The following is a 22,878-nucleotide window of genomic DNA, read 5'->3' as shown; positions in this document are numbered from 1 at the left end:
TGCAGGTTTTTCTTCCATAACTGGAGATTTAGATTAAAATAAATGCATTTTTGCAGTTTTACTTGGCTCGGCAGCACATAGTTATGTACCTTATGACTGAGTGGTGGTTAAGAGCTTTTTTTCGGAGAGGAGGGTAACAGGCAGAATGGATTCTTCTGATTCTTATGTAAATGATTTAATGGAGCAGGAAAAGGCGCTTGAAGCAATTCGTCACAAGCTGGCTCTTTTGCCAGATCTCCCTGGCTGCTATTTGATGAAGAATAAAGAAGGAACGATCATTTACGTGGGGAAGGCTAAAGTACTCAAAAACAGAGTACGATCCTATTTCACAGGCAGCCATGATGGCAAGACGCAACGAATGGTTTCTGATATCAGGGATTTTGAGTACATTGTAACCGGAAGTAATACTGAAGCACTTATACTGGAATGTAATCTTATTAAAACGCATCATCCGCGGTATAACGTATTGCTTAAGGATGATAAGACGTTCCCATATATTAAAATCACAAACGAGCCTCACCCGCGTCTTGAGGTTACTCGCAGAGTACTGAAGGATAAAGCTAAATATTTTGGACCTTATCCTAATGCTTATGCTGCTCAGCAGACAAAGAAATTACTTGACCGCATGTATCCGCTGCGCAAATGCAATGTGATGCCAAAGGAAGTATGTCTTTATTACCATATGGGACAATGTATGGCTCCATGTGTGAAGGAAATTCCGCAATCTTCTTATGATGAAATTACCGGGGAAATAACATCATTTCTTAGCGGTGGGCATGAGGAGATCAAGAAGGAATTGCAGCGCAAAATGGAAGAAGCGGCCGAAAATTTGTATTTTGAGCGAGCGAAGGAGCTTAGGGATCAAATCATTAATATCGATGCTTTGATGGTGAAGCAGAAGATTACGATGGCAGATGCCAAGGATCGGGATGTATTCGGTTTTGCGGTTGATAAAGGCTGGATGTGTGTACAAATCCTGTATGTGCGTCAGGGGAAAATGATTGAACGTCATGCCTCGGTTTTCCCATTCTATGGAGAAGAGTATGGTGATTTTCTGTCTTATGTGACCCAGTATTACAGCGACAATCCAGCATTGCCACAAGAAATATTGCTGCCGGAAATGAAGGACTTCCCGGCTGAGGATGTAGAAACGGCTCATCCTGTTGAGACCGCAGAGGGAGACAACCTAGAAGGTCTTGATCCTGAGAGTGGAGCAGCGGCGCTGCATCAGTGGCTTGGCGTGAAGGCTCTGGTGCCTCATCGGGGCCTTAAACGTCAGATGGTGATCATGGCTGAGGATAACGCAAAAGTGACGCTAGATGAGAAATTTAAGCTGATTGAGCGCGATGAAGAGCGTACCGTGAAAGCCGCTGGAAATTTAGGACAGCATATTGGGATGGAAACCTTGTCTCGGATTGAAGCGTTCGATAACTCTAACATTCAGGGGACCAATCCGGTATCGGCGATGGTTGTGTTCATTGACGGAAAACCGGCCAAAAAAGAGTATCGAAAATACAAAGTCCGTACCGTTGAAGGACCGGATGATTATGACACCATGCGTGAGGTGATTCGGCGCAGATATGAACGCGTGCTGAAGGAGAATCTTCCCAGACCTGATCTTATCATTGTCGATGGTGGTAAGGGGCAAATATCGGCAGCGATCGATGTGCTGGAGAACGAGCTAGGTCTCTATATACCTGTTGGCGGCCTAGTCAAGGATGCCAAGCATAAAACGGCGCAGTTGATGGTAGGAGAACCGCCAGAGCCCGTTCATCTGCCGCGTGACAGTCAGGAATTCTACCTGCTGCAGAGAATTCAGGATGAGGTGCACAGATTTGCGATTACTTTCCATCGGGAGCAGCGTGCCAAATCAATGGTTGTCTCTCGTCTGGATTCTATTCCGGGTATTGGTGAGAAGCGGCGTAAAATGCTGCTAAAGCATTTTGGATCTCTTAAAAAAATTAAAGAGGCCTCCGTCGAAGACTTCCGGCCTCTTTCTATCGGTGATAAGCTAGCCAATCAAATTATTAATGCCCTTCAGGATGAGGAGTCGTAATAAACGGCTCCTCTTGTTTGTCCTCGTACGGAGGTGCTGAGCCATCTTGATGACGTTCTTTACTAGGTGGATTGAAAAGATAAATAACATATGCAACGATCGCCGGCAGGGCAATATAGAACAATCCGGCAGCAATGTTCAGAACGCCTCCCATAAACATAAGGCTAAGAGCCATCAGAATACTGTCAAAGATAACATGTGCAAAGACTACTGTTACGAAGCCATATCTTAGGAAAATAAAGCTGAAGATCAAACCGATGAACAACAGCTCAATGGGTCTGGAAATGACTGGGTAGATCGGATAAAGCGTATGTCCCAAAGCCCAGATCAGCGTAGTGATTACACTTGCTACAAAGGTGCTGCGGAACATCTTTTTGAGCATTGGAATACCAAATAGTCGATACACGGCCTCTTCACCGATCCCTGCCACCCATGCTAGCAGAGGAAAGAGTACCGGATAAAGCATGTTATAGGGTGATTGCGTCGCATCCGTGGTTGACCATGTATGAATGGTTTTTTCAAGAATAAAGAAAATGATCGCCTGTACACCAAGCAAGATAAGGGCCCATGCATATCCATCCCAGACGGAGTCAAGCACATGGCGGCCATATCCAGGTTCTTTAGAGCGTGACCACAAAATAATACCTTTTTTGCGCAATAGCCCATCGCCGCCAACAAGTGAAAAGTAGACAGAGGCAGCCATAAACAGTGTGAAAATAATTTGTATGATTAAACCGAACAGCAGCATCCCGGAATTCATATCTTTTTGCAAAATCGGGAGCATATTCACCGTACCCAGAATAGACAGCACAAAGTAAATAGATGACAGGAAGATCCCTCTTTTAAAGGAGGTATGTGCACGTGTCAGAGAGCTGTAGACAATCGCAAGAATACCAAGAACTAAGGTCAATAGAGCATATCCGGCAAAAGTAAGCCAATTAGCAAGGACTGTTTGTTTTTCTACATATTTAGTATGTGCCACAGGAGGAGAAAAATAGGATTCTACTGAGGATACACTGCCGTACTCGAAATGAAACAGAAGCTGTGCTTTTGCCTCCCCTGCACTATACCCCGAAACCTGATAGGTTAACCCAAGCTCTTGATCTTTAGTGAGCGGCTTGAGCTGATTGCTGTCGAATCCAAACATTTTCAAGTAAGGTGCAGACAGGGCTACTTTATCATCAAGACTGAGGTCACCCTCCCAAGTACGTAAAGTCGCTAGCGATTCTGCCCCCAAATCGAGCATCATTTTTTTATTAGCTTTACTCGAAGAAACGATCTTTTCAAAGCCAACGGCTTGACCAGTACTCATATGGATGTCTACTGTCAGAGCGCTTAGCACATCATCAGGGTTGTTGAAACGGACTCGGAACACGTCGAGTGGAAATTGTTTATCATAAGATGACGTATACTTCCCAAGTAAATCTTCCTTGCTTAAATATCCGTAAATATCGGAACGGGTCTCATAGGTGACCAGAGCATCCTCAAAATTGCCATTCAGTTTTAGCTCTGATTTTACAAACTTGATGGCGGATTCTTTAGCTTGTTCTTTAGTAATAATTTTAAAGGACTGTTCTAACTGCTGGTTATCGGAAGCGGCGGGAAAAATAAATTGAAACAGGAAAAAGAGAACAACACTGATTCCAGCCAGCAGCCAAAGAGTACTTGACTTGAATTTTCTAGAGTATGGTTTCGTCTCGGATTGCATTAGAAAACTCCTTTATCTACATTTTTGGTGAAGCTGTATGATTTAGGTTAATGTATATCAAAGTAAAGATAACATAGTGAGGCATTAATCGCCATAGATCAAGGATGAAACATGAAAAGACGCAATAACTACGGCAAAGTCAAGCATGGCTCAGATTTGAGATTACCTGACTCTTTGTTTCAGCTCTTTTAGGCTAATTTCAACAAATTTCATCCTACAATCGCTTTGTGAAGGAACAAAATAAAGCTTATAATCCATTTGACGAAAATGAAATGAAAACAAATGAAATATAAAAGGCCGAATTTCAATATTGAAAACGGGGGAACCGATCAACAGGGGTGAATTTCGTATCTTCGTGACATAATGTATTATGTCTGGCGAAGACATGAATAGGGCAAACCGTGCATGCCCGAATCCGTCAGCTAACCTCGTAGGCCAAAGTGGCAGGGACCAGTCGAAAGGCATTGGGGGTTTCCAGTGTCTTTTTTTCGTTGTCTACCTACTTTTGAAAGAGGTGAACAAGTTGCGTAAAGGGTTTAAATTCTCCCCTCCCCAAGTTCTGGTTATGGGGTTCGCGATCATTATTTTAGCTGGAGCATTTCTGTTGATGCTTCCTATATCCAGTGCAACGGGTGAAAGTCTGCCTTTCATAGATGCCTTCTTCACTGCGACTTCCGCAACTTGTGTTACAGGACTAGTTGTCCGAGACACCGGGGTTTATTTCTCTACATTTGGGCAGGTCGTGATCATGCTCTTGATTCAAGTCGGCGGCATTGGATTCATGACCATGGCGACATTGTTCTCGCTTGTATTCAAACGGAAAATATCGCTGAAGGATCGACTGCTCCTTCAGGAGGCAATGAATCAAAATACAATGGAAGGTATCGTTCGTTTAATCCGAAAAGTTCTCCTGTATTCTGTGGTTATTGAGTCATGCTCTGCTCTGATCTTTGCTATTCGTTTGGCTTTTGATATGCCGCTTGGTCGTGCACTTTATTTCGGTATATTCCACGCTGTTTCCTTTTTTAATAATGCCGGATTTGATCTGTTTGGAGATTACCGCAGTCTAACCTCCTATGTGGCTGATCCCGTCATGAATCTAGTGTCGATGTTTCTGATTGTGTCGGGTGGCTTAGGGTTTATTGTTTTGTCTGACCTTATTGAGCTGAGACGCCGCCGTAAAATGTCGCTGCATTCCAAGGTTGTTCTGTCTATGACAGGTTCTTTGATTGTGATCGGCGCATTAGTCATATTTATATTCGAATTTTCTAACTCCAAGACTTTGGAGCCGTTAAGCTGGAGCGGAAAAATTTGGGGCTCGTTGTTTCAATCAGTAACACCGAGAACAGCAGGAGCCAATTCTCTTGATATTGGGGCGCTGCGGCAAGCATCACAATTTTTTATTATCATACTTATGTTTATTGGAGCGTCGCCTAGCTCGACTGGGGGCGGGATTAAGACGACGACGTTTACTATACTGGTCGGAGCGGTTTTTTCCATGATTCGAGGGCGCTCAGATTTGGTATTATTCCGATACCGGTTGGCAGAGGAACGGATATTTAAGGCGGTTACGATCACTATGTTATCCTTGTTCCTCGTAATATTTGTAGCGATGTTATTGTCTACGACCGAGGATGCCAGCTTCCTTAGCATTTTGTTTGAAGCGACATCGGCTTTCGGAACAGTAGGGCTCACTATGGGGCTTACTGGCAAGCTGACTGTAATGGGTAAAGTGATCATCAGTCTAACGATGTTTGCTGGACGGCTTGGTCCGTTGACATTGGCTTATGCGCTTGGACCGAAGAAGGAGAAAGAGTTGTACAGGCATCCTGAAGGTAAAATGATTATTGGATAAGGGGAAATAAGAGATGAAAACACAACAGTTTGTAGTGGTCGGGCTAGGACGATTCGGGTCCAGTCTGTCGCTGGAGCTGATGGATCTTGGTTATGAGGTACTGGGGATTGATCGGAACGATGAAGTCGTGAACGACATGAGCCATCAATTAACCCATGCGGTTTGCGCGGACTCTACCGATGAAGAGGTACTGAAATCGCTTGGTGTGCGGAATTTTGATTGCGGCATTGTAGCGATCGGCAATGATATTCAAATGAGCATTTTGACTGCCATTTTGCTTAAAGAGCTAGGTATCAAAACGGTAGTGGCTAAAGCGATCTCCGTCCTGCATGGTCGGGCTCTTGAAAAGCTGGGTGTGGATCGTGTTATTTTCCCTGAGAGAGATATGGGTGTGCGGGTTGCCCATCAGCTCGTAACTCCGAATCTTCTGGATTATATCGATTTATCAAAGGATTATAGTATTGTGGAAATGAATGTCCCGGAAAACCTGCATGGAAAAAATGTAGGAGACTTAAGTCCACGCGCACGTTTTGGTTGCAGTATTGTGGCCATACACCGGGAAACCGGAGTCATTATTGCCCCGACGGCAATGGATATGCTGAAAACTGGGGATATTATGGTTATCATCGGTTCGAAGAAAAATATCGAAGAGTTTGAAGTCATTATTAATGAATATTCAGTATAGATTTATAAATCCATAGTCCATCGGGCTGGAGTGTGACTAAGATGGAATCGACAGCTACAGAAGCGATTCGTCATTTACTTATTTTGGTATTGTTTGTTATTAGTGTAGGCATGATCTCCGGGAAGCTTGCAGCTTGGCTTAAGCTTCCGGATGTAGCCGTCTTTATCGCTGCGGGAATGCTGCTTGGACCCGGACTCAAGCTAATTCATGAATCAAGTGGTTCACTGATTAACCAGATGATTCTGACTATTGGCTCGACGTTAATTTTATTCGATGGTGGACGTAATCTAAAGCTGAGCGGCCTGCGGAAGGTGTGGCTGACAGTGACTTTACTTAGCATACCTGGAGTGTTGATTACAGTTGCGGTAGTAGGTATAGGGGTACATTATTTGTTTGGCGTTGGATGGCTGTTCGCGTTTCTGGCAGCTGCGGTTATAGCCTCTACTGACCCCGCTTCGATTATCCCTGTCTTTAGACAGGTTAAAATTAAAGAACGGGTCCGAGAGACGGTCGAAAGTGAATCGGCATTTAATGATGCTACAGGCTTGATCTTAACCTTTTCCTTGCTGGCCGCTGTGGTAGGAGGTAACGAGCTTAACTTCGGTATCATGACTTGGGATTTCGTGAGGACGGCGATCGGTGGGATTGCTGTCGGTGCAGTGATTGCATCTTTGCTAACGTATTTCACAGGACATGCCCGACACGGGATATTGAGGGAGTATACAACGATCGTTATGATACTCTGTGCATTATCCAGTTACTTGATCGCCGATTTATTGCATGTCAGCGGTTTTATGGCTACCTTTGTATCTGGCATCATATGGGGAAATGCAGAGATGTTCCATTTATCGATGCATGAAAAAGAGCCGGAAATGGGATCTTTTGCAGACAATGTTACGGTCATGATGCGAATGCTGATTTTTGTTCTACTAGGCAGTCAGGTTAACTTTGGAACGCTGGGACATTATTTTTGGCCAAGCCTTGTAGCTGTCTTGCTGCTTATGTTCGTTGCTCGCCCGCTTACGGTACTACTATGTGCCTTGCCTGATCGAAAGGTGAAATGGGGCTGGCGTGAAATAATATTCATGAGCTGGGTTAGAGAAACCGGAGTAATCCCGGCCGCGCTTTCCGGCATGATTGTTGGAATGGGAGTCGCGAATGCAGAAATGATTTCTGCGATTGCATTTATGGCGATTGTACTGACGATTCTGGTACAGGCGAGTACAACTGGATGGGTAGCGAAAAGGCTTGGTTTAGAAATGAAGGAAGACGCTTTAGGTAACAACTAAAAAGGAAGCTGCTCATGAAGCTGCCGAAGATACAATCGATCCCTTTATTTTGGGCTGGTTGCATCTTTGGCAGCTTTTTTTTGCTTCAATTATCGCTATGTTCTTCGTTTATGTAATGAAAAATGCTTTGAAGCGTATTAACTAACGGATGACTAAAAGAGAGTGATTAGATATAAATACTCTTCTGACTCTCGCTTTAGTCATTAGCAGGAAACACGTGTTTTTGCAATGAATGTCTATAAACAGTGAAAGGAGGGCGAGACATGATACAGCTGCGCGCACTGTCTCATCCCTTGCCAGAACGGGACAAGCTGGAAGTGGAATCGAATGATATGGAATTGGCCGAAATCTTTGAAGCTTACTATGAACGAATTTTTAATTATATAAGGTATCGGGTAGATGATGGATTTGCCTCGGAGGATTTGACAAGTCAGGTGTTTGAGAAAATGCTGGCCAAGCGTTCGACCTTTCGGGCAGATCGCTCACCATTTGAGGTCTGGCTATTTGCAATCGCCCGTAATACAGTGAATGATCATTTCAGAAGTCAAAGACGGCAAAGGTTCTTTTCTTTAGAGCTGCTAAAGGAAGCCCAGTCAAATCAAAAGGGACCGGAGTCCATGGCGATCGATAAGGAATCCGAAGACCATTTAACCAGGGCCCTGCAAATTTTAAAAACAAAGGAACGCCATATCGTGGCGCTTAAATTCGGCGCCGGTCTTAAAAACGTAGAAATTGCTCAGTTGTTTAACATCAGTGAGAGCAACGTCGGTGTGATGCTGTATCGCGTCATGAAAAAATTAAAGCTTGAGCTTGAAAGGAATGATGAAAATGTATAAAAGAGAGGAAGAACAATTTGGAGCTGATCTGGAGACAAGTCTGGATAGTCGATCGACAACACTACGTGACAGACCGGACGAATATCAGAGCTTGCTCGATTTAGGTTCAGCGTTAGCTTCTAAAGATTTGGGCAGTCGGGAGCATAAGGCAAAGGTATGGAATCGGGTTGTGCAATCATCCTCACCCCGCAAGGAACGTCATAGAAATGGAAAAAGAGGCAGGATATCGAGAGGTGCGGCTATCGTAACTGTATTAATTCTTATGTTGGGCGTTCTGTTTACTCAACCGTCTTTGGCTAGCGGTTTGCTGGACAAAATTATATCCACTATTTCGCTTGGACATATTACGGTGGTACAGTATGATACTCCTGAAGACAGGGCTGTACCGGTCCCTGATTCACTGCAAGGGAAATTGTTTACGAAGGACGGTCAGCCAGTATATGAGTTGAGTAAAAATAATGGACCTCTATATACGGCTGAAGGTGAGGAAATTGCAGGGATTAGTAACGGTGAAATAATAACTAAGACTGAAGCGGAGTTGTCACGGAATGAAGGAATCCGGGTTCTGACAGATCTTGCTGAGTTAAGCGGCTATACCAATTTTAAAATTGGTATGCCAACATATTTGCCTGAAGGCTATGAGTTCAAGCAAGCTGAAATGTATGTTGACGAACAGGATGAGATTAGCCCTAAATACGTTACTTTAGTATTTACAAAAGCTGGCGATGACGATAAGAAAATCACGATTCATGAAAGATATGCTGATGATGAGACGGCATATTCCGTAGCGACAGACAGCATAATTGAAAAAGCGAAGGTAAACGGAGCGGATGCTATTATTACGGATGGAAGATCTATTGATTGGGAAGACGGAGAAGTGCTTTACGGTATTCATACCAGCAAAATGGGTGAAAAGATAGAAACAAGCGAGCTTATCCGAATAGCGGAATCGATTGAATAAAAGTTATATAGGGCTGTCCCAAAAGTAGGTTTAGTGTCATCAAAACTAGAAATAGCGGTGCAAGGAAGATGATCCCTGCACCGCTTGATCCTGCCACACATTCTATGACCGTATCTTATGTGTAATAGTGTCATGATGCGGAATTCCTGAAATTCCTGCAAATGTGCAGGCTTTGATCATGTAAAGCCTCTAAATGCCCTAAATTGCTGCGAATGTGCAGGCTTTCTCTAAGGATTCTCTTCAAACTAGTCTATTCTGAAACATATTCCTGCATTTTTGCAGGCTTTTGTGCATCCTTTCATGGCTGCTTTTATAAAACTGCATTTTTGCAGCTTTTCCTGATAACTTGCCTTTCCACTGCTAAAAAAGAGGTTGTCCCTCAAAATTATCTTAGATAACTTTTGGGACAGCCTCGTTTTTATTTTGCAGGAATTAGATTTATAATAGATTTTTAGTGATGTATGCTTCAACCCAAAATAAACAATAAGAGGAAGAGGTAGCATGAGAAAATTTTGTAAGGAAAATTTATTTTGGATAAATGAACCTCAAACATATTTTATTAACGATGACAAAATTACGATTGTGACGGAGCCGGGAACTGACTATTGGCAAAGAACTTATTATGGCTTTCAGAATGATAATGCTCCTGCTTTATTAATAAAGGTAACAGACCGCCAATTTTCCTTTGTCGTGAAAACGGAGTTTGACAGTAAAAATCGATTTGATCAATGCGGCGTAATAATTTATCAAAACAGTGATAACTGGATAAAAGGCTCTATTGAATATGAAAATCAGGAATTCCAGCGTTTAGGAAGTGTTGTTACCAATCACGGTTATTCGGACTGGGCTACCTCAGACATTCCGGCAGCACAGAAATATATGTATTATCGGTTAAGTCGGCGTGACAGTGATTTCTGTATAGAGAACTCTTATGATGGAATAAATTACAATCAAATGAGGATTGCCCATCTATTTCAAGGAGAAGAAGAAATTCAAATCGGCATTTATGCCTGCAGCCCGGAAAATTCTTCTTTTGAGGCAGTCTTTACCGAAATAGCTTTTATGGACTGCCAATGGAAAGCGCATCAATAAGTATTAAAAACGGTCGACAAGGATACACCCTGATCGACCGTTTTTATGTTTTTTCTATAGAAAATAAAATGGATCAGTAAGTTCTGACTGCCGATCTTCGGTACAACAGCCACCCGGCTACTGCAACTATAGCGCTAATGATCCACGTATAATGAATGTAGGTGTGATTGTTATATTCAAGTGATGTACTGAAGTAGTCCATAAAATCAAATTTATTGTCGACTGGAGTATAGCTTAGCACGGCAATATATGCTGCAATCACCAGTATTCCAGGCAAAGTGCCATAGAGGTAAAAGACGCTGCCAATCAGGAAGCTAAGATAGAATATCATGCAGTATATTGCAAGCTGTAAATAGCCAACGGATACTACGGACCAGATGGGTGTCTCTAAATGATAGCCTAATGCATTTAATATCCCTCTTCCGCAATAAACGATTGTACACTGAATGATCGCCATAACTGCACAAAAAATCGGACCAGACACAATCGTTGTCAGATAAAATTGCTTGCGGGTATATCCTACGCTCATCAGCAAAGGAAAGGTTATGGTAGCAGATAATATACCGCTAACCAGTACGAACACGGAGGCAGCACCGTAATTAGGCATGAATACAGAGTAGATCGTGCTTCCCGTTTTGCTTGACCAGTATAGGAGATCAAGCACCTGTACGATATTCACCACGATTAGAATCGCCCAGAAAATTATTAACGACCGCCAATCCATCAATTGAAATGCCAGTTGATTACGAAACGATCTCATGAGGCAATTCCTCCTTACCATGACTTCTTTTGTTTTTGCGAGTTAAATATACAAAAAGTTTTTGAAGTGGGACAGGACTGATCTCTACACCTTGCTGTCTCAGGCTCATCTCCTCCTCCAGCTGTCCGCACCAGACAACGATGCTTGTGCTTCCAAGACGCTCGTGATGCAGCACACGTTCATCGGGCATCAATCGTTCCAGGATAGATGAGTTTCCTTGCAGATAGTAGGCTTGCTTCATAAATTCCTCTGTCTCAAGATGTGAAGTGATCTTTCCGTGCTCAAGCAGAGTAAGATATTGAAAAAGTTTGGCAGATTCATCAATAAGATGAGTAGAAAGAATGATCGTCCTTTGGGACTCACCGTAGTCCCGGATCAGCAAATCGTAGAACGTCTCCCGCATATCAGCATCAAGCCCTAGTGTAGGTTCATCAAACAATACGACCGGGCATCGGCTTGCGAGTCCTTTGACGATTCCGACAAGCGACTGCATTCCTTTGGATAAATTTTTATATTTTTTATTAGCTGACAAATGAAATAGGCGCAGTAGCTGTTCTGCATAAGACTGATCCCAGGTCGGTATTAACAATGAGCAGAAGGTCATTAAATCCTTGATTTTGTAATCACTCCATGCTCGCTCATCGGATTTGACAAAACATATTTGCGACATGGCCAGCGGATTTTCGTGGATCGGCTGTCCTTCATATAGACATTTCCCGGAGCTAGGGTAAATTTGACCGGACAGAATATGAAGAAGTGTAGTTTTGCCAGCGCCATTTGCACCTAAGAGGCCATGAATTGCTCCACGTTCAAAAGCTACTGTCGCTGAGGCAACAGCTTCGGTTCCTCTATATCTTTTGGTTAAATCATGACATTCCAAAATCACATGTTCAGCACGGCTCACGCTTCATCTGCTCCTCTCTGTATCATATCCGACAATTGCTGAGGAGTAATACCCAGCTTGCCTGCTTCACGAACCATAGTGATAACATATTGCTCGTAAAATTGCTCTTTACGCTTCTCAATCAATATTGATCTTGCGCCTTCTTTCACAAACATACCGATCCCCCGTTTCTTGTATAAAATTTCTTGATCTACGAGCTGATTGACGCCTTTAGCTGCTGTAGCCGGGTTAATCTGGTAGAAGGCAGCGAATTGATTCGTTGACGGTACTTGTGATTCTTCGGCCAGTCTGCCCTCAATAATGTCATCTTCAATTTTCTCTGCAATTTGTAAAAAGATTGGACGTCCATCGTCAGTTAGCAGTCCCATTGGTTCACCACCATATTGGTTAATTACTTATGTAACTAACCATATAACATATACAAAAACCTGTCAACAGATGTTCACCTAAAAAATGTATTTCAAATGGAAAAAGATTGAATCAGGCTGCCTCTAATTTCTGTAATCCATTCCTTTGTTTCCGCGCTAAGCTCGGATTTGTCCCCATAAATGAGACAGGTTTCCCTCTCTGTCTGCTCGAGCTCCTTCATTGGAATAGAAACCAGATCGTTATCTCTAAGCAGCTGTTTGCGCAGATAAGACTTAGGAAGCAAAGCTGCTGCTCTACATGTTGGAAGCAGGCGGACAATCGCCTCAAAGGAGTCGATCTCCATTCTAATATCAGGGATGATGCTATATCTGCCGAACAGATCATCAATTAATTTACGGTACCATGTTCCTTTGGAAAAAATAATCATGGAAAGGCCATTCAAATGTTCCATTTCGGCATGCTTAACTTTAGATAATTCGTGCCCACTGGGGATGACCAGCTCCAAATGATCATGAAATAGAGGAATGCATTTTAGACCGGATTCGCTGATTGAAGAGGCGATGACGCCGAGGTCTACTTTCTTGTCTCTCACATAGGAGACGATTTCATGAGTTTTCCCAGTCACGAGCTTAAGCTCAATGTCAGGAAATCTATTCATAAGCGCCGTCACTAGAGGTGGAAGGGTCGTCTGAATTGTCGTGAGACTTGCGCCAAGCGTAACGATACTGCGTTCCGTTTTTTTAAATCTGGAAACGGACTGTAAAAAGGTTTGGTGGCGCTGCCGTACTTCAATAGCATAGTTATATGCTTCCTGTCCCACTCGGGTTAACTCCAATCTTTTTCCTTTGCGGTTAAAAAGAGAAACCCCCCACTCCTCCTCCAGCTTGACGATTTTACGAGATAATGCGGGTTGTGATAAGTTAAGCAACTTGGACGCTTTGTTCAAGCTGGACTGCTCCACGACTGTGGTAAATACGATAAGTTCTTCTAACATGTAAATCTCCCCTTGGGATTAGTTTATGTGATTGCTTATGCGTTTTTTTTATAATGATTAATAAGTATATTGCAATTCCATTATAAGCTGAAAAGGAGTAACATGAAAAGTGACACAAGTTGTTCACAAGTTACAATAGTTACAAGCAAGACGACTGCTATTTGTGTAATTTTTCATATATACAATTGATAGGTTGTAGAGTATGCAGTCGGGTATTTATATTAAAAAATGAAGATCACTGAAAGAATGATGTAGATGGGAAAGGGGCATACGAGCTTATGAAAGGGTTTTATTCCAGAAAACTGCACTCGCTTTTGGGGGTAATTCCGTTAGGTTTTTTTATTCTGGAACATATGCTTACTAATTTTTCTGCGGTTGAAGGTGGAAGTCAGGGCTTTAAGGATAGTGTAGCTTTACTGAATAGCTTACCGCTCGTCCTAGTGCTTGAGATATTCGGGATTTGGCTTCCTATTTTGTACCATGGTGTTTATGGATTGTATATCGCTTTTCAGGCAAAGCCGAACAATTCACACTTTAGAAATGAGCGGAATTTCCGCTATTTGATGCAAAGAGTTACTGGAGTAATTGTTTTCGCGTTCATTATTTGGCACCTTTATGAGACAAGGCTGCAGGTAGCCCTAGGTAATGTTACTCATGAAGAATTAGGTGGAGTAATGCATGGAATTGTAATGAATCCAATCTTCTTTACTTTATATGTAATCAGTGTAGTTGCTGCTTCGTTCCACTTCGCAAACGGACTTTGGTCGTTCCTCGTCAGCTGGGGGATTACGGTTGGACCACGCGCGCAGCGTGTATCCTCTCATATTTGCTTGTCATTGTTCGTGATTGTTTCAGTGATGTTCGTATGGTCGTTGTTTGCGTTCCGTAGTATTGAGTTTCAAACGGATGGTGTAGCGATACTTCAAACGGTGAAGACGCTAATCTAGATGGGGTCTGACCTATAGGATTTTATAGAAGGAAGAAGGAGGCCGTTAGCAGCGGACAGGTGAAAAATTAGAAAAGCCTGCAAAAATGCAATTTTTTGGGAGTTGAATGAAGGGATTGAGCAAAAGCTTGCAAAAGTGCAGGAATATTGCTCGAAATGGTTAGTTTGAAGAAGGTTTTTAAATAAAGCCTGCACTTTTGCAGTAATTTAGCATACCAAGCGAATTTATATGATCAAAGCCTGCATTTTCGCAACAATACTGTATCAAGCTCCATTCTCCCAATAGCGTAAATATTGAAGTCAAAGCCAAAGCAATGCTTATGAAGTAAGTTTTGCTCGATGTAAATCAATGAAGCTGATGCTCACAAAACTTTTAGGAGTTGAACATATAGATGGCAAAACAAAGCGTAATAGTCGTTGGTGGTGGTCTGGCCGGGCTGATGGCTACAATTAAAGCGGCGGAAGCTGGAGTTCAGGTGCATTTGTTCTCGTTAGTTCCGGTTAAGAGATCCCACTCTGTTTGTGCGCAGGGAGGGATTAACGGAGCAGTAAATACGAAAGGCGAAGGTGACTCTCCGTGGGAGCACTTTGATGATACGGTATATGGCGGCGATTTTTTAGCAAATCAGCCTCCTGTTAAGGCGATGTGTGAGGCGGCTCCAGGAATTATCCATTTGATGGACCGTATGGGCGTCATGTTTAACCGGACACCTGAAGGGTTGCTTGATTTTCGCCGCTTCGGAGGTACGAAGCATCATCGTACTGCGTTTGCTGGTGCGACAACAGGACAGCAATTGTTATATGCACTGGATGAACAGGTTCGCCGTTATGAGGCGGAAGGACTCGTTACGAAATATGAAACTTGGGAGTTCCTGTCCGCAGTTCTCGATGACGAAGGTATTTGCCGTGGTATTACCGCGCAAAATCTTCGCTCAATGGAAGTTATTACATTTGCTTCAGATGCTGTTATTTTAGCAACGGGTGGACCCGGTATTATTTTTGGCAAAACGACAAATTCAGTTATCAACACAGGAACAGCAGCCAGTGCGGTATATCAGCAAGGGGTAAATTATGCTAACGGCGAATTTATCCAGATTCACCCTACGGCCATTCCGGGAGATGATAAGCTGCGATTGATGTCTGAATCTGCTCGTGGAGAAGGCGGGCGAATCTGGACCTATAAAGACGGGAAACCTTGGTATTTCCTGGAGGAAAAATATCCTGCCTACGGTAATCTGGTTCCTCGTGACATTGCGACACGTGAAATTTTCCATGTCTGCGTGGACGAGAAGCTTGGGATTAATGGCGAAAATATGGTGTACCTCGATCTTTCTCACAAAGATCCTAAGGAGCTTGATGTTAAGCTCGGCGGAATTATCGAAATTTACGAGAAGTTTATGGGCGATGATCCACGTAAAATTCCAATGAAAATCTTCCCTGCGGTTCATTATTCGATGGGCGGCATGTGGGTTGACTATAATCAGATGACGAATATTCCCGGATTGTTTGCGGCAGGGGAATGTGAATACCAATACCATGGTGCGAACCGTTTGGGAGCCAATTCACTCGTATCTGCAATCTATGGAGGGATGGTGGCTGGACCTAAAGCGGTGGAATATATTCGCGGTTTGAAAAAGTCGGCTGAAGATGTAAGTCCGGCGATTTTTGAACAAAATCGTAAGGCGCAGGAGCAGAAATACGAAGGCTTGCTAGCGCTGAATGGAACTGAGAATGCCTATGTACTTCATAAAGAGCTCGGTGAATGGATGACGGATAATATGACCGTAGTTCGATACAACACCAAACTTGAAGCTACAATCGGCAAAATCAAAGAGCTGAAGCAACGGTATAAAAACATTAACATTAACGATACTTCGCGCTGGAACAATGCAGGGGCAGCGTTTACACGACAGCTGTGGAACATGCTGGAGCTGGCTGAGGCCATGACGCTGGGCGCTCTTATGCGGAATGAAAGCCGCGGAGCACATTATAAACCGGATTTCCCAACACGTAATGACGAAGAATTTATGAAGACGACCAAGGCGACGTGGACGCCGGACGGTCCACAAATTTCTTATGATGCTGTGGATGTCTCACTTATCCCGCCGCGTATTCGCGATTATTCGAAGGATAAATAGAGGGGAGTGCAATGGTTATGGCGGATACAGCCACAATATCCAAAAAGGTGAAATTTATTATTACGCGCCAGAACGATCCCGAGTCGGCATCGTATACGGAAGAATTTGAGCTAGACTACCGTCCGGGGATGAATGTTATTAGTGCTCTGATGGAAATTCAGCGGAACCCTGTCAATCTTAAAGGGGAGCATATTGCTCCTGTTTGCTGGGAATCGAACTGTCTGGAAGAGGTATGTGGAGCCTGCTCGATGGTAATTAACGGTAAGCCACGTCAAGCTTGTGCGGCGCTCATTGATAATTTGGAACAACCGGTTCGAATTGAGCCGATGCGCACGTTCCCTATTGTCCGCGACCTCGTCATTGACCGCAGTCGAATGTTCAACTCCCTGAAACGTGTTAAGGCATGGATTCCAATCGACGGTACCTATGACCTTGGCCCAGGACCACGGATGGCGGAAAAGAAACGTCAGTGGGCGTATGAGCTGTCTAAATGCATGACCTGCGGTGTATGTCTGGAAGCTTGTCCAAACGTTAATGACAAGACGAATTTTATAGGCCCTGCACCGATTTCGCAGGTTCGTCTATTCAATGCTCATCCAACTGGCGAAATGAATGCAGAGGAAAGGCTTGATGCATTGATGGAGGATGGCGGCATCGAAGGCTGCGGCAACTCGCAGAACTGCGTACGGGCTTGTCCAAAAGGTATACCGCTTACGACATCCATCGCTGAAATGAATAAAGCTACAACAAAGCATATGTTCAAGCGCTGGCTTGGCGTGTAAGCTGAAAAAATAAAACAATGGATAGCTCATCCGAGGCTTTTGAAGACTCGGGTGAGTTTTTTATTATAATATTGATATATTACACTTGAATATACGGAGAGGGTGGATAAGTGTGAGCTATGAAGTTGAGATTAAAGAATTGACGGTATTAAGTGCGGATAAGCTTGAACAATTATCTGAACTGCTGGTCGCCGTTGTAGATGATGGGGCGTCGATAGGTTTTTTGCCTCCTTTAGATTTGAAGGAGGCAAAAGCATACTGGCAGGAAGTGCTAGAGCCCGGTGTCCTGCTATGGGTGGCACAAGCAGGTGATAGAATCATGGGAACGGTTCAATTGCAATTGGCCATGAAAAAGAATGGATTACATCGTGCTGAAGTGGCCAAGCTTATGGTTCATCCCGAGTTCAGAAAGCATGGAGTCGCTAGAAAGCTCATGAATACGCTGGAGATTTCTGCGAAGAACATAAAGAGGAGCCTGCTTGTACTGGATACTCGATCAGGAGATCCTTCAAACCTGCTTTATCATTCGCTTGGTTACATCAAAGCGGGAGTGATACCGCATTATGCGAAATCATCAGGCGGTAAGCTGCACGATACTATTTTTTATTACAAGGAAATTTAGAAGTTTTGAGAGAGAAAAAGGTATGTAAATGAAGGGGGGAACTGAAGGGGATAAGCGGATTTTAGAGCAAATGCTGAATATCGGATGGACGTATAATTCCGACGTATTGACCACAGCTTGTGATAATGATACTATCGTTGCGCATTCCAATTGGACGTTGATTTACGCTTGAAGTTATTTGATGCAAGGAATCGTGGATATCGAGAGTAATAGGAGTGCGATTCATTAGTTTAGTGATAGGAGCATTATAATAATGGTCCATTCCGGAACGACTGCACATCGTCAAGTAGAACTTATCACTCATAACAAGGCCCACTGGCACGTCTCGTTTATCACACACTACGATACATGGTGATTCAGGATAACTAAACATAACTCGGATGGTATCTCGGCAGCTTGCAGTGTTGCAAACCTTTGGCGCATGCTGAATGTAATTTTGGATAGAGCTATCAACATTTGTGTTAGTAGTCTCGAGGCATAAAACGTTCAACATTGCCGATGCTTCAGTAAATGCAGCGCTATTCATCGTTTCTTTCACCTCCATGAATGTATTGAATAACTGTTTTTATATTAGCGCTAGAACGTTAACAGCATATAAAGCAGTGTTAATCCTGTGTAAAAACATCCTTCACCCAAACAAAAGGCTGCCCTGGTCATATTTATGACTTCATGGGCAGCCTTCGTTATTAATATTTATATATTGCTTTACGATAAGTTCTACTCAATGAGACCTGCTTCTTTTAACAAGAGGTAAATGGATGAAGCGGCTGTTTCGCGAGTTGTTGCTGCATTTGGATTGAAATACACACCTTCCTCGCCACTTTTACCTTGTTCTCCGCTGATTACACCTGCAGCCGACAATAATAGAACACTATCTTTTGCATAAGCTGCTATTTGGCTTTGATCAGCAAAAGAAACGGAAGTTGTAGCTTTTATCTCTTGTCCTGTCAGCTTAAGAGCTCTGTCTAAAATAACAGTCAGCTCCTGACGTGTTACTTTAGCATTCGGAGAGAATTTATTACCGCCGGTGCCTTGAATTAATCCTGCTTCAAAAGCGGCCGCAAGATCATTTGCATACCAGTCCGTTGTTTTGATATCCGAGAAATTAGGTGACGCTGTAGATTTGAGTCCAAGAGCTCTAACGAGTAAGGCAGTAAACTCTGCACGTGTCAGATTGTTATTTGGTGAGAACTTGTCTGCGCTCGTTCCTTCAATAATGAATTTATTTGCAAGTGCAGTAATCTGAGCTGCTGCTGAAGAACCGGAAATATCGGAAAAGCTGACTTTGCGGTTTACAGCTGCATATACAGAGAACCCTGGACGACTTACAGTGACGATTGTGGAGTCACCTTTCTGAGCTTGGAATACGGAAGCGATGGGTGAAACTGAACCATTGGCTTCGTATAGAACACCTGCTGTACCAGGTTCAACATGCCCTGGAATCGTAAATGATCTTTTGATAAACACATTATTTGGTATTTTAATTGACTGTTTAGCGTTATTATTCACCCAGTTAGCTTCAAATTGTACTGGGGTTCCAATTACCGAAGCACCGGAAGCGTTAAATATTGATTTGTACTTATCTGACGCAGCTATTGTGACAACAAGTTCAGCTCCGTCGGGCGATTGTTTTAGCAATGACACAGGTAATGAAATGGCAGAGCCTCCGACGTTTATAATGACTGAGCTGGATGCTTCAAGGCTATTAAGCAGCTTGATTTGTTCAGGAGTCAGAACAATATTTACATTTGACTCGCCGCTAACAGACACATTAATTACAATTGCAGCAGCAGATTTTCCTACTGATTGAATAGCTGCTTTTAGATCGTTATCGCTAATTTTTGCGGTGGTTAAATCCGCTGCCTTATTAGTAGTAGCAGTAATAACGCTGGACTTGGCAGCTTGTTCGATAATAGCCTGAGCAGAAGCCGGAACAATTGATGTATTCGAATTTGAAGAGCCAGGTTGTGGTACAGATGGACTTGAGATGCCACCGCCACCGCCTCCTGAGCCGCCCCCAGTGTTGCCGCCAGGGACAGGATCAGTGGAATTATCTACACGCAGGACAGCGTTGGCAGAATAAACGATTTTACTGTTATCCGGGCGTTTCGCAATCGAATCATTATTCACTACTTCAAAATTTAATAACTGCGCAGCAAAGACATTAATTTCGTAAGTTCCGTTCGGAAGATTTTGAATGACAGCGTTATTGTCAACAGCATTATACTTGTTAGTAAGCCCTTGGAACTTATACTCCCCTGGACTAAAATACTCATTGATAGAATCCGTAATTTCTATTGAGTAATAACCAATTGTTTTGTTGTTTGGAATATCAACAATCTCAATTAACATCAAATTTGTATCATCTGCAAGTAACTTGAAACTAAGATCCGTGGATCGTTGTGTACCTTTGTTCGGGTAAATCACTGAGTTAGTAAGTGCAAGCTCCTGAATTCCTAATCCGTTAACAGGTTGTTTGTCCCCCACATAAGCAACAAATGGAAGATGCAAATCAGGTGCGCCGGGACTCGATAGATTGATTTGACCTTCATAAAAACCTTCTTCAGCATTGTCTTCTACATTTAGTGTTAACTGAAATTTCGTAGTGTCACCAACGTAAGCAGATACAGCGCTTTGGCTGAGAACAGCTTCAACACCGTTATGTTCAAAATGCCAGTCAATATCAGCAGTGTAACTCACCTCTGACGAGGAGATATTTTTTAACTGCAGCTCTTTCGTTGTAATTGATCCGGGAAGAACTACGCCGAAGCTCGCTGATGAGTTGTAGTTAATTACTTTTTTTGGATTGTAGTTTGGATCGAGAATCGTGATAGGTTCGACCGCCTGCAGCAGGGCTGGAGTTTGAAGGGCAGCGGCAACATTAGCGCGACCTGCTCCTTGCTCATAGGCGTTATATATATATTCATTCGAATCATATAAAACTTCTGCCGTATTCGTCAAAGCGGATCGAATGTCAAAATGAGACCAGTCCGGATATTTCTGTTTGAGAAGAAGCGCCAAACCTGAAATATGCGGAGCTGCCATACTGGTTCCATTGAATCTCTGATACGCGGTCTCATAAGAGGGTCCACCGTAAGCTGGTATAGTCGACATTATGTTTACACCAGGCGCAACAATATCTGGTTTGATGCCTAATACGGAATCAGAGTTTGGTCCTCTAGCAGAGATGGCGGCCATAAAATCCCCAGGTAGAGTATCCTCTTCGTATGTGTCATCGAAGCTCACCTTCAAGGTTTGGTCGGGATTACCCAGTAAAGTCCTTGCCAGTGCCCTTCCTTCAACTCCCTTTAAATTAAAAGTAGGAACAAAGAGAAAGCTGTCGCCTAGATTATCAACAATAAAATCATCTCGATCAGTAATGTTGTTACTTAAATCAACTTCACCATTCAGTGCAGTACCATTGAACAACAGAACGGCTTTCGCTCCGAAATAGCCAGCATAATAAACTTTTTCGAAATAGGTAATATCTCCGCGAGAGATCAATACAACCTTATCTCGAACATCTTTATTGATGAAATCGTTCATTTTTCCAAGTCCGGCATACACGACCTCAACTGGTGAGTTACCCATAATTGAAGCGAAATCGGAATTTCCCGTCGTCCAGGCCATGACTCTAAAGTCGAGTTTGTCATAAGTTGCTGTTGTAACCGAGCCAGCATCCTGAAGTTGAGGGGTTAGAGCCCCTGAATATAGCTGGCTTTCGGTGTTTACTGCCCCAACGGAGATAGCTAATTGTGATGTTGCAGGTGCTCCAATTGAATAATAATCAGGCCCGGCATTTCCGTTGGCGACTACGACGATAGTTCCCGATAATATCGCATTGTTAATAGCGATGGCATGTGGTGAATTCACGTTTTTGTTCGAATCTGAGCCAAGGGACAAATTAATAACATCTACACCGTCTTTAACGGCATGTTCGATACCGTCAATAACTTGAGCAGTAGATCCTGACACCGCATTTGGATCTTTTTCTGTAGCGTTATGTCCTAGAACTTTATATGCGTACAAGTCGGCTTCGTAAGCGATCCCTTTTTGTACAATGTCACTTTCGGTGTTTTGGGCTCGTCCGATAATTGTTCCGGCCACATGAGTCCCATGGGAGGTTCCAATAAAACCTTCAAGTGGATAATCCTCATAAGGGTCGTTATCTCGATTAAATGAGTCATAACCGCCTTTGTAGGCTGGACTTATGTCGGGATGCTTGTAATCTACTCCTGTATCAACAACTCCAACTTTTAGCCCTTTTCCTGTCAGACCCTCTGCCCAAGCAAGGTCGGCTCCGATTTGTTTAATCGGATTAATGTCGTAGCTGGAGTCTGGATCTGTAGAAGAGGATTCAATAGGAATAGGATACCAAGTGCTGTTCTCCTGAATCGATTTAACTCCGGGTATTTCTGCAAGCTTTGGAATTTCGTTGGCAGGGATCGTAATCTCCATACCATTTAGAACTGTATTATATTGATAGTTAATGTCCAGATTGAGGCCTTGATCGCTGGTTTCTTCAATAAATTCGTGCTGTTCCTGATCTACACTTTCTTCTGTTGCTGTTGCAGCTAAAGACCGAAGACCGATGTCAGAAGCATACTTGCCTACTGCTGCCGGTTGTCCTTCTAGCTGTACAATGACTCGAATTTTATTGCTAGATTCTGTGTCAATCTCTGGTGAAACGTATGTCTCCCCTATATCGTACGATGGCTGTAGTAACTGTCGAGGTAGAGGGCTTGCACCTGCGTCAGCAGCGGGAAAGGTACTGAGGATCAGGCCCAATGCCAATGTAACAGCAGGCAATTTGCGAAAAAAGGTTGAACGATTACTCAAAATAAATCTCCTCCAGATGACAAAATTTTACTCCTGCCATAG

General features: G+C 43.2%; 18 protein-coding genes and 1 riboswitch. Of the genes, 11 read left to right on the top strand and 7 right to left on the bottom strand.

From position 1 onward, the window contains the following. Positions 1-145: 145 nt before the first annotated feature. Complete coding sequence (gene uvrC, locus BLS49_RS07365; protein ID WP_091227979.1) at positions 146-2,056, top strand: excinuclease ABC subunit UvrC; 1,911 nt, start codon at positions 146-148, stop codon at positions 2,054-2,056. On the opposite strand, the gene BLS49_RS07360 is transcribed toward uvrC, so the two are convergent. Next, positions 2,028-3,764, bottom strand: coding sequence for a CPBP family intramembrane glutamic endopeptidase (locus BLS49_RS07360; RefSeq protein WP_091227978.1), 1,737 nt, complete (start codon positions 3,762-3,764; stop codon positions 2,028-2,030). The genes uvrC and BLS49_RS07360 overlap by 29 nt on opposite strands. A 285-nt stretch (positions 3,765-4,049) precedes the next feature. Next, positions 4,050-4,216, top strand: a riboswitch (cyclic di-AMP (ydaO/yuaA leader). Between the two features lie 113 nt (positions 4,217-4,329). Between BLS49_RS07360 and BLS49_RS07355 the strand changes: the two genes are divergently transcribed. The 6 genes from BLS49_RS07355 to BLS49_RS07330 all read left to right on the top strand — a co-directional run bounded on the left by BLS49_RS07355 (position 4,330) and on the right by BLS49_RS07330 (position 10,482). Continuing rightward, complete coding sequence (locus BLS49_RS07355) at positions 4,330-5,619, top strand: TrkH family potassium uptake protein (protein WP_091228214.1); 1,290 nt, start codon at positions 4,330-4,332, stop codon at positions 5,617-5,619. Between the two features lie 13 nt (positions 5,620-5,632). Continuing rightward, a complete protein-coding gene (locus BLS49_RS07350; RefSeq protein ID WP_091227976.1) occupies positions 5,633-6,304 on the top strand; it encodes a potassium channel family protein in 672 nt (223 codons plus the stop codon). Positions 6,305-6,345: 41 nt separating this feature from the next. Next, positions 6,346-7,593: a cation:proton antiporter gene (locus tag BLS49_RS07345; protein WP_091227975.1), complete on the top strand. Its 1,248-nt coding sequence runs from the start codon at positions 6,346-6,348 to the stop codon at positions 7,591-7,593. 263 nt (positions 7,594-7,856) lie between these two features. Next, positions 7,857-8,429 carry a sigma-70 family RNA polymerase sigma factor gene (locus BLS49_RS07340; RefSeq protein WP_091227973.1) on the top strand — a complete coding sequence of 191 codons (573 nt, stop codon included), beginning with the start codon at positions 7,857-7,859 and terminating at the stop codon, positions 8,427-8,429. Further along, positions 8,422-9,390 (top strand): DUF4367 domain-containing protein, encoded by a 969-nt coding sequence (locus BLS49_RS07335; RefSeq protein ID WP_175471342.1) that lies wholly within the window; start codon positions 8,422-8,424, stop codon positions 9,388-9,390. The genes BLS49_RS07340 and BLS49_RS07335 overlap by 8 nt, the downstream gene beginning before the upstream one ends. Positions 9,391-9,891: 501 nt before the next feature. Next, a complete protein-coding gene (locus BLS49_RS07330) occupies positions 9,892-10,482 on the top strand; it encodes a DUF1349 domain-containing protein (protein ID WP_091227970.1) in 591 nt (196 codons plus the stop codon). Positions 10,483-10,555: 73 nt separating this feature from the next. Here BLS49_RS07330 and BLS49_RS07325 read toward each other — a convergent pair whose 3' ends face one another. The 4 genes from BLS49_RS07325 to BLS49_RS07310 form a co-directional block, all read right to left on the bottom strand. Further along, positions 10,556-11,242, bottom strand: a complete 687-nt coding sequence (locus BLS49_RS07325) for a hypothetical protein (protein WP_091227968.1) — start codon at positions 11,240-11,242, stop codon at positions 10,556-10,558. Then, positions 11,226-12,146: an ABC transporter ATP-binding protein gene (locus BLS49_RS07320; RefSeq protein WP_091227966.1), complete on the bottom strand. Its 921-nt coding sequence runs from the start codon at positions 12,144-12,146 to the stop codon at positions 11,226-11,228. Before BLS49_RS07320 ends, BLS49_RS07325 begins: the two co-directional genes overlap by 17 nt. Continuing rightward, the gene (locus BLS49_RS07315) at positions 12,143-12,514 is read right to left on the bottom strand and encodes a GntR family transcriptional regulator (protein ID WP_091227964.1); all 372 of its coding nucleotides are present in this window, start codon (positions 12,512-12,514) and stop codon (positions 12,143-12,145) included. Before BLS49_RS07315 ends, BLS49_RS07320 begins: the two co-directional genes overlap by 4 nt. Positions 12,515-12,606: 92 nt before the next feature. Beyond that, on the bottom strand, positions 12,607-13,509 hold the full coding sequence (locus BLS49_RS07310) for a LysR family transcriptional regulator (RefSeq protein WP_091227962.1): 903 nt from the start codon (positions 13,507-13,509) through the stop codon (positions 12,607-12,609). Positions 13,510-13,787: 278 nt separating this feature from the next. On the opposite strand from BLS49_RS07310, the gene BLS49_RS07305 reads away from it, so the two are divergent. The 4 genes from BLS49_RS07305 to BLS49_RS07290 all read left to right on the top strand — a co-directional run bounded on the left by BLS49_RS07305 (position 13,788) and on the right by BLS49_RS07290 (position 17,997). After that, the gene (locus tag BLS49_RS07305) at positions 13,788-14,456 is read left to right on the top strand and encodes a succinate dehydrogenase cytochrome b558 subunit (RefSeq protein ID WP_091227960.1); all 669 of its coding nucleotides are present in this window, start codon (positions 13,788-13,790) and stop codon (positions 14,454-14,456) included. Between the two features lie 391 nt (positions 14,457-14,847). Continuing rightward, positions 14,848-16,593, top strand: a complete 1,746-nt coding sequence (gene sdhA, locus BLS49_RS07300) for a succinate dehydrogenase flavoprotein subunit (protein WP_091227959.1) — start codon at positions 14,848-14,850, stop codon at positions 16,591-16,593. Positions 16,594-16,610: 17 nt separating this feature from the next. Further along, positions 16,611-17,375 carry a succinate dehydrogenase iron-sulfur subunit gene (gene sdhB, locus BLS49_RS07295; RefSeq protein WP_091228212.1) on the top strand — a complete coding sequence of 255 codons (765 nt, stop codon included), beginning with the start codon at positions 16,611-16,613 and terminating at the stop codon, positions 17,373-17,375. 112 nt (positions 17,376-17,487) lie between these two features. Next, complete coding sequence (locus BLS49_RS07290; protein ID WP_091227957.1) at positions 17,488-17,997, top strand: GNAT family N-acetyltransferase; 510 nt, start codon at positions 17,488-17,490, stop codon at positions 17,995-17,997. 61 nt (positions 17,998-18,058) lie between these two features. Here the strand turns inward: BLS49_RS07290 and BLS49_RS24500 are convergent, their stop codons facing one another. Together BLS49_RS24500 and BLS49_RS25510 are read right to left on the bottom strand one after the other, a co-directional pair. Then, entirely contained in the window at positions 18,059-18,523 is a 465-nt protein-coding gene (locus BLS49_RS24500) for a CBS domain-containing protein (RefSeq protein WP_139173110.1), read from the bottom strand. Between the two features lie 191 nt (positions 18,524-18,714). Continuing rightward, positions 18,715-22,836 (bottom strand): S8 family serine peptidase, encoded by a 4,122-nt coding sequence (locus tag BLS49_RS25510; RefSeq protein ID WP_091227956.1) that lies wholly within the window; start codon positions 22,834-22,836, stop codon positions 18,715-18,717. Between the last annotated feature and the right edge of the window lie 42 nt (positions 22,837-22,878).

It is taken from the genome of Fontibacillus panacisegetis (assembly GCF_900102215.1).
Taxonomy (GTDB): domain Bacteria; phylum Bacillota; class Bacilli; order Paenibacillales; family Paenibacillaceae; genus Fontibacillus; species Fontibacillus panacisegetis.
Note: the sequence above shows the minus strand (reverse complement) of the source record. Positions and strands in the feature narration are given on the sequence as shown.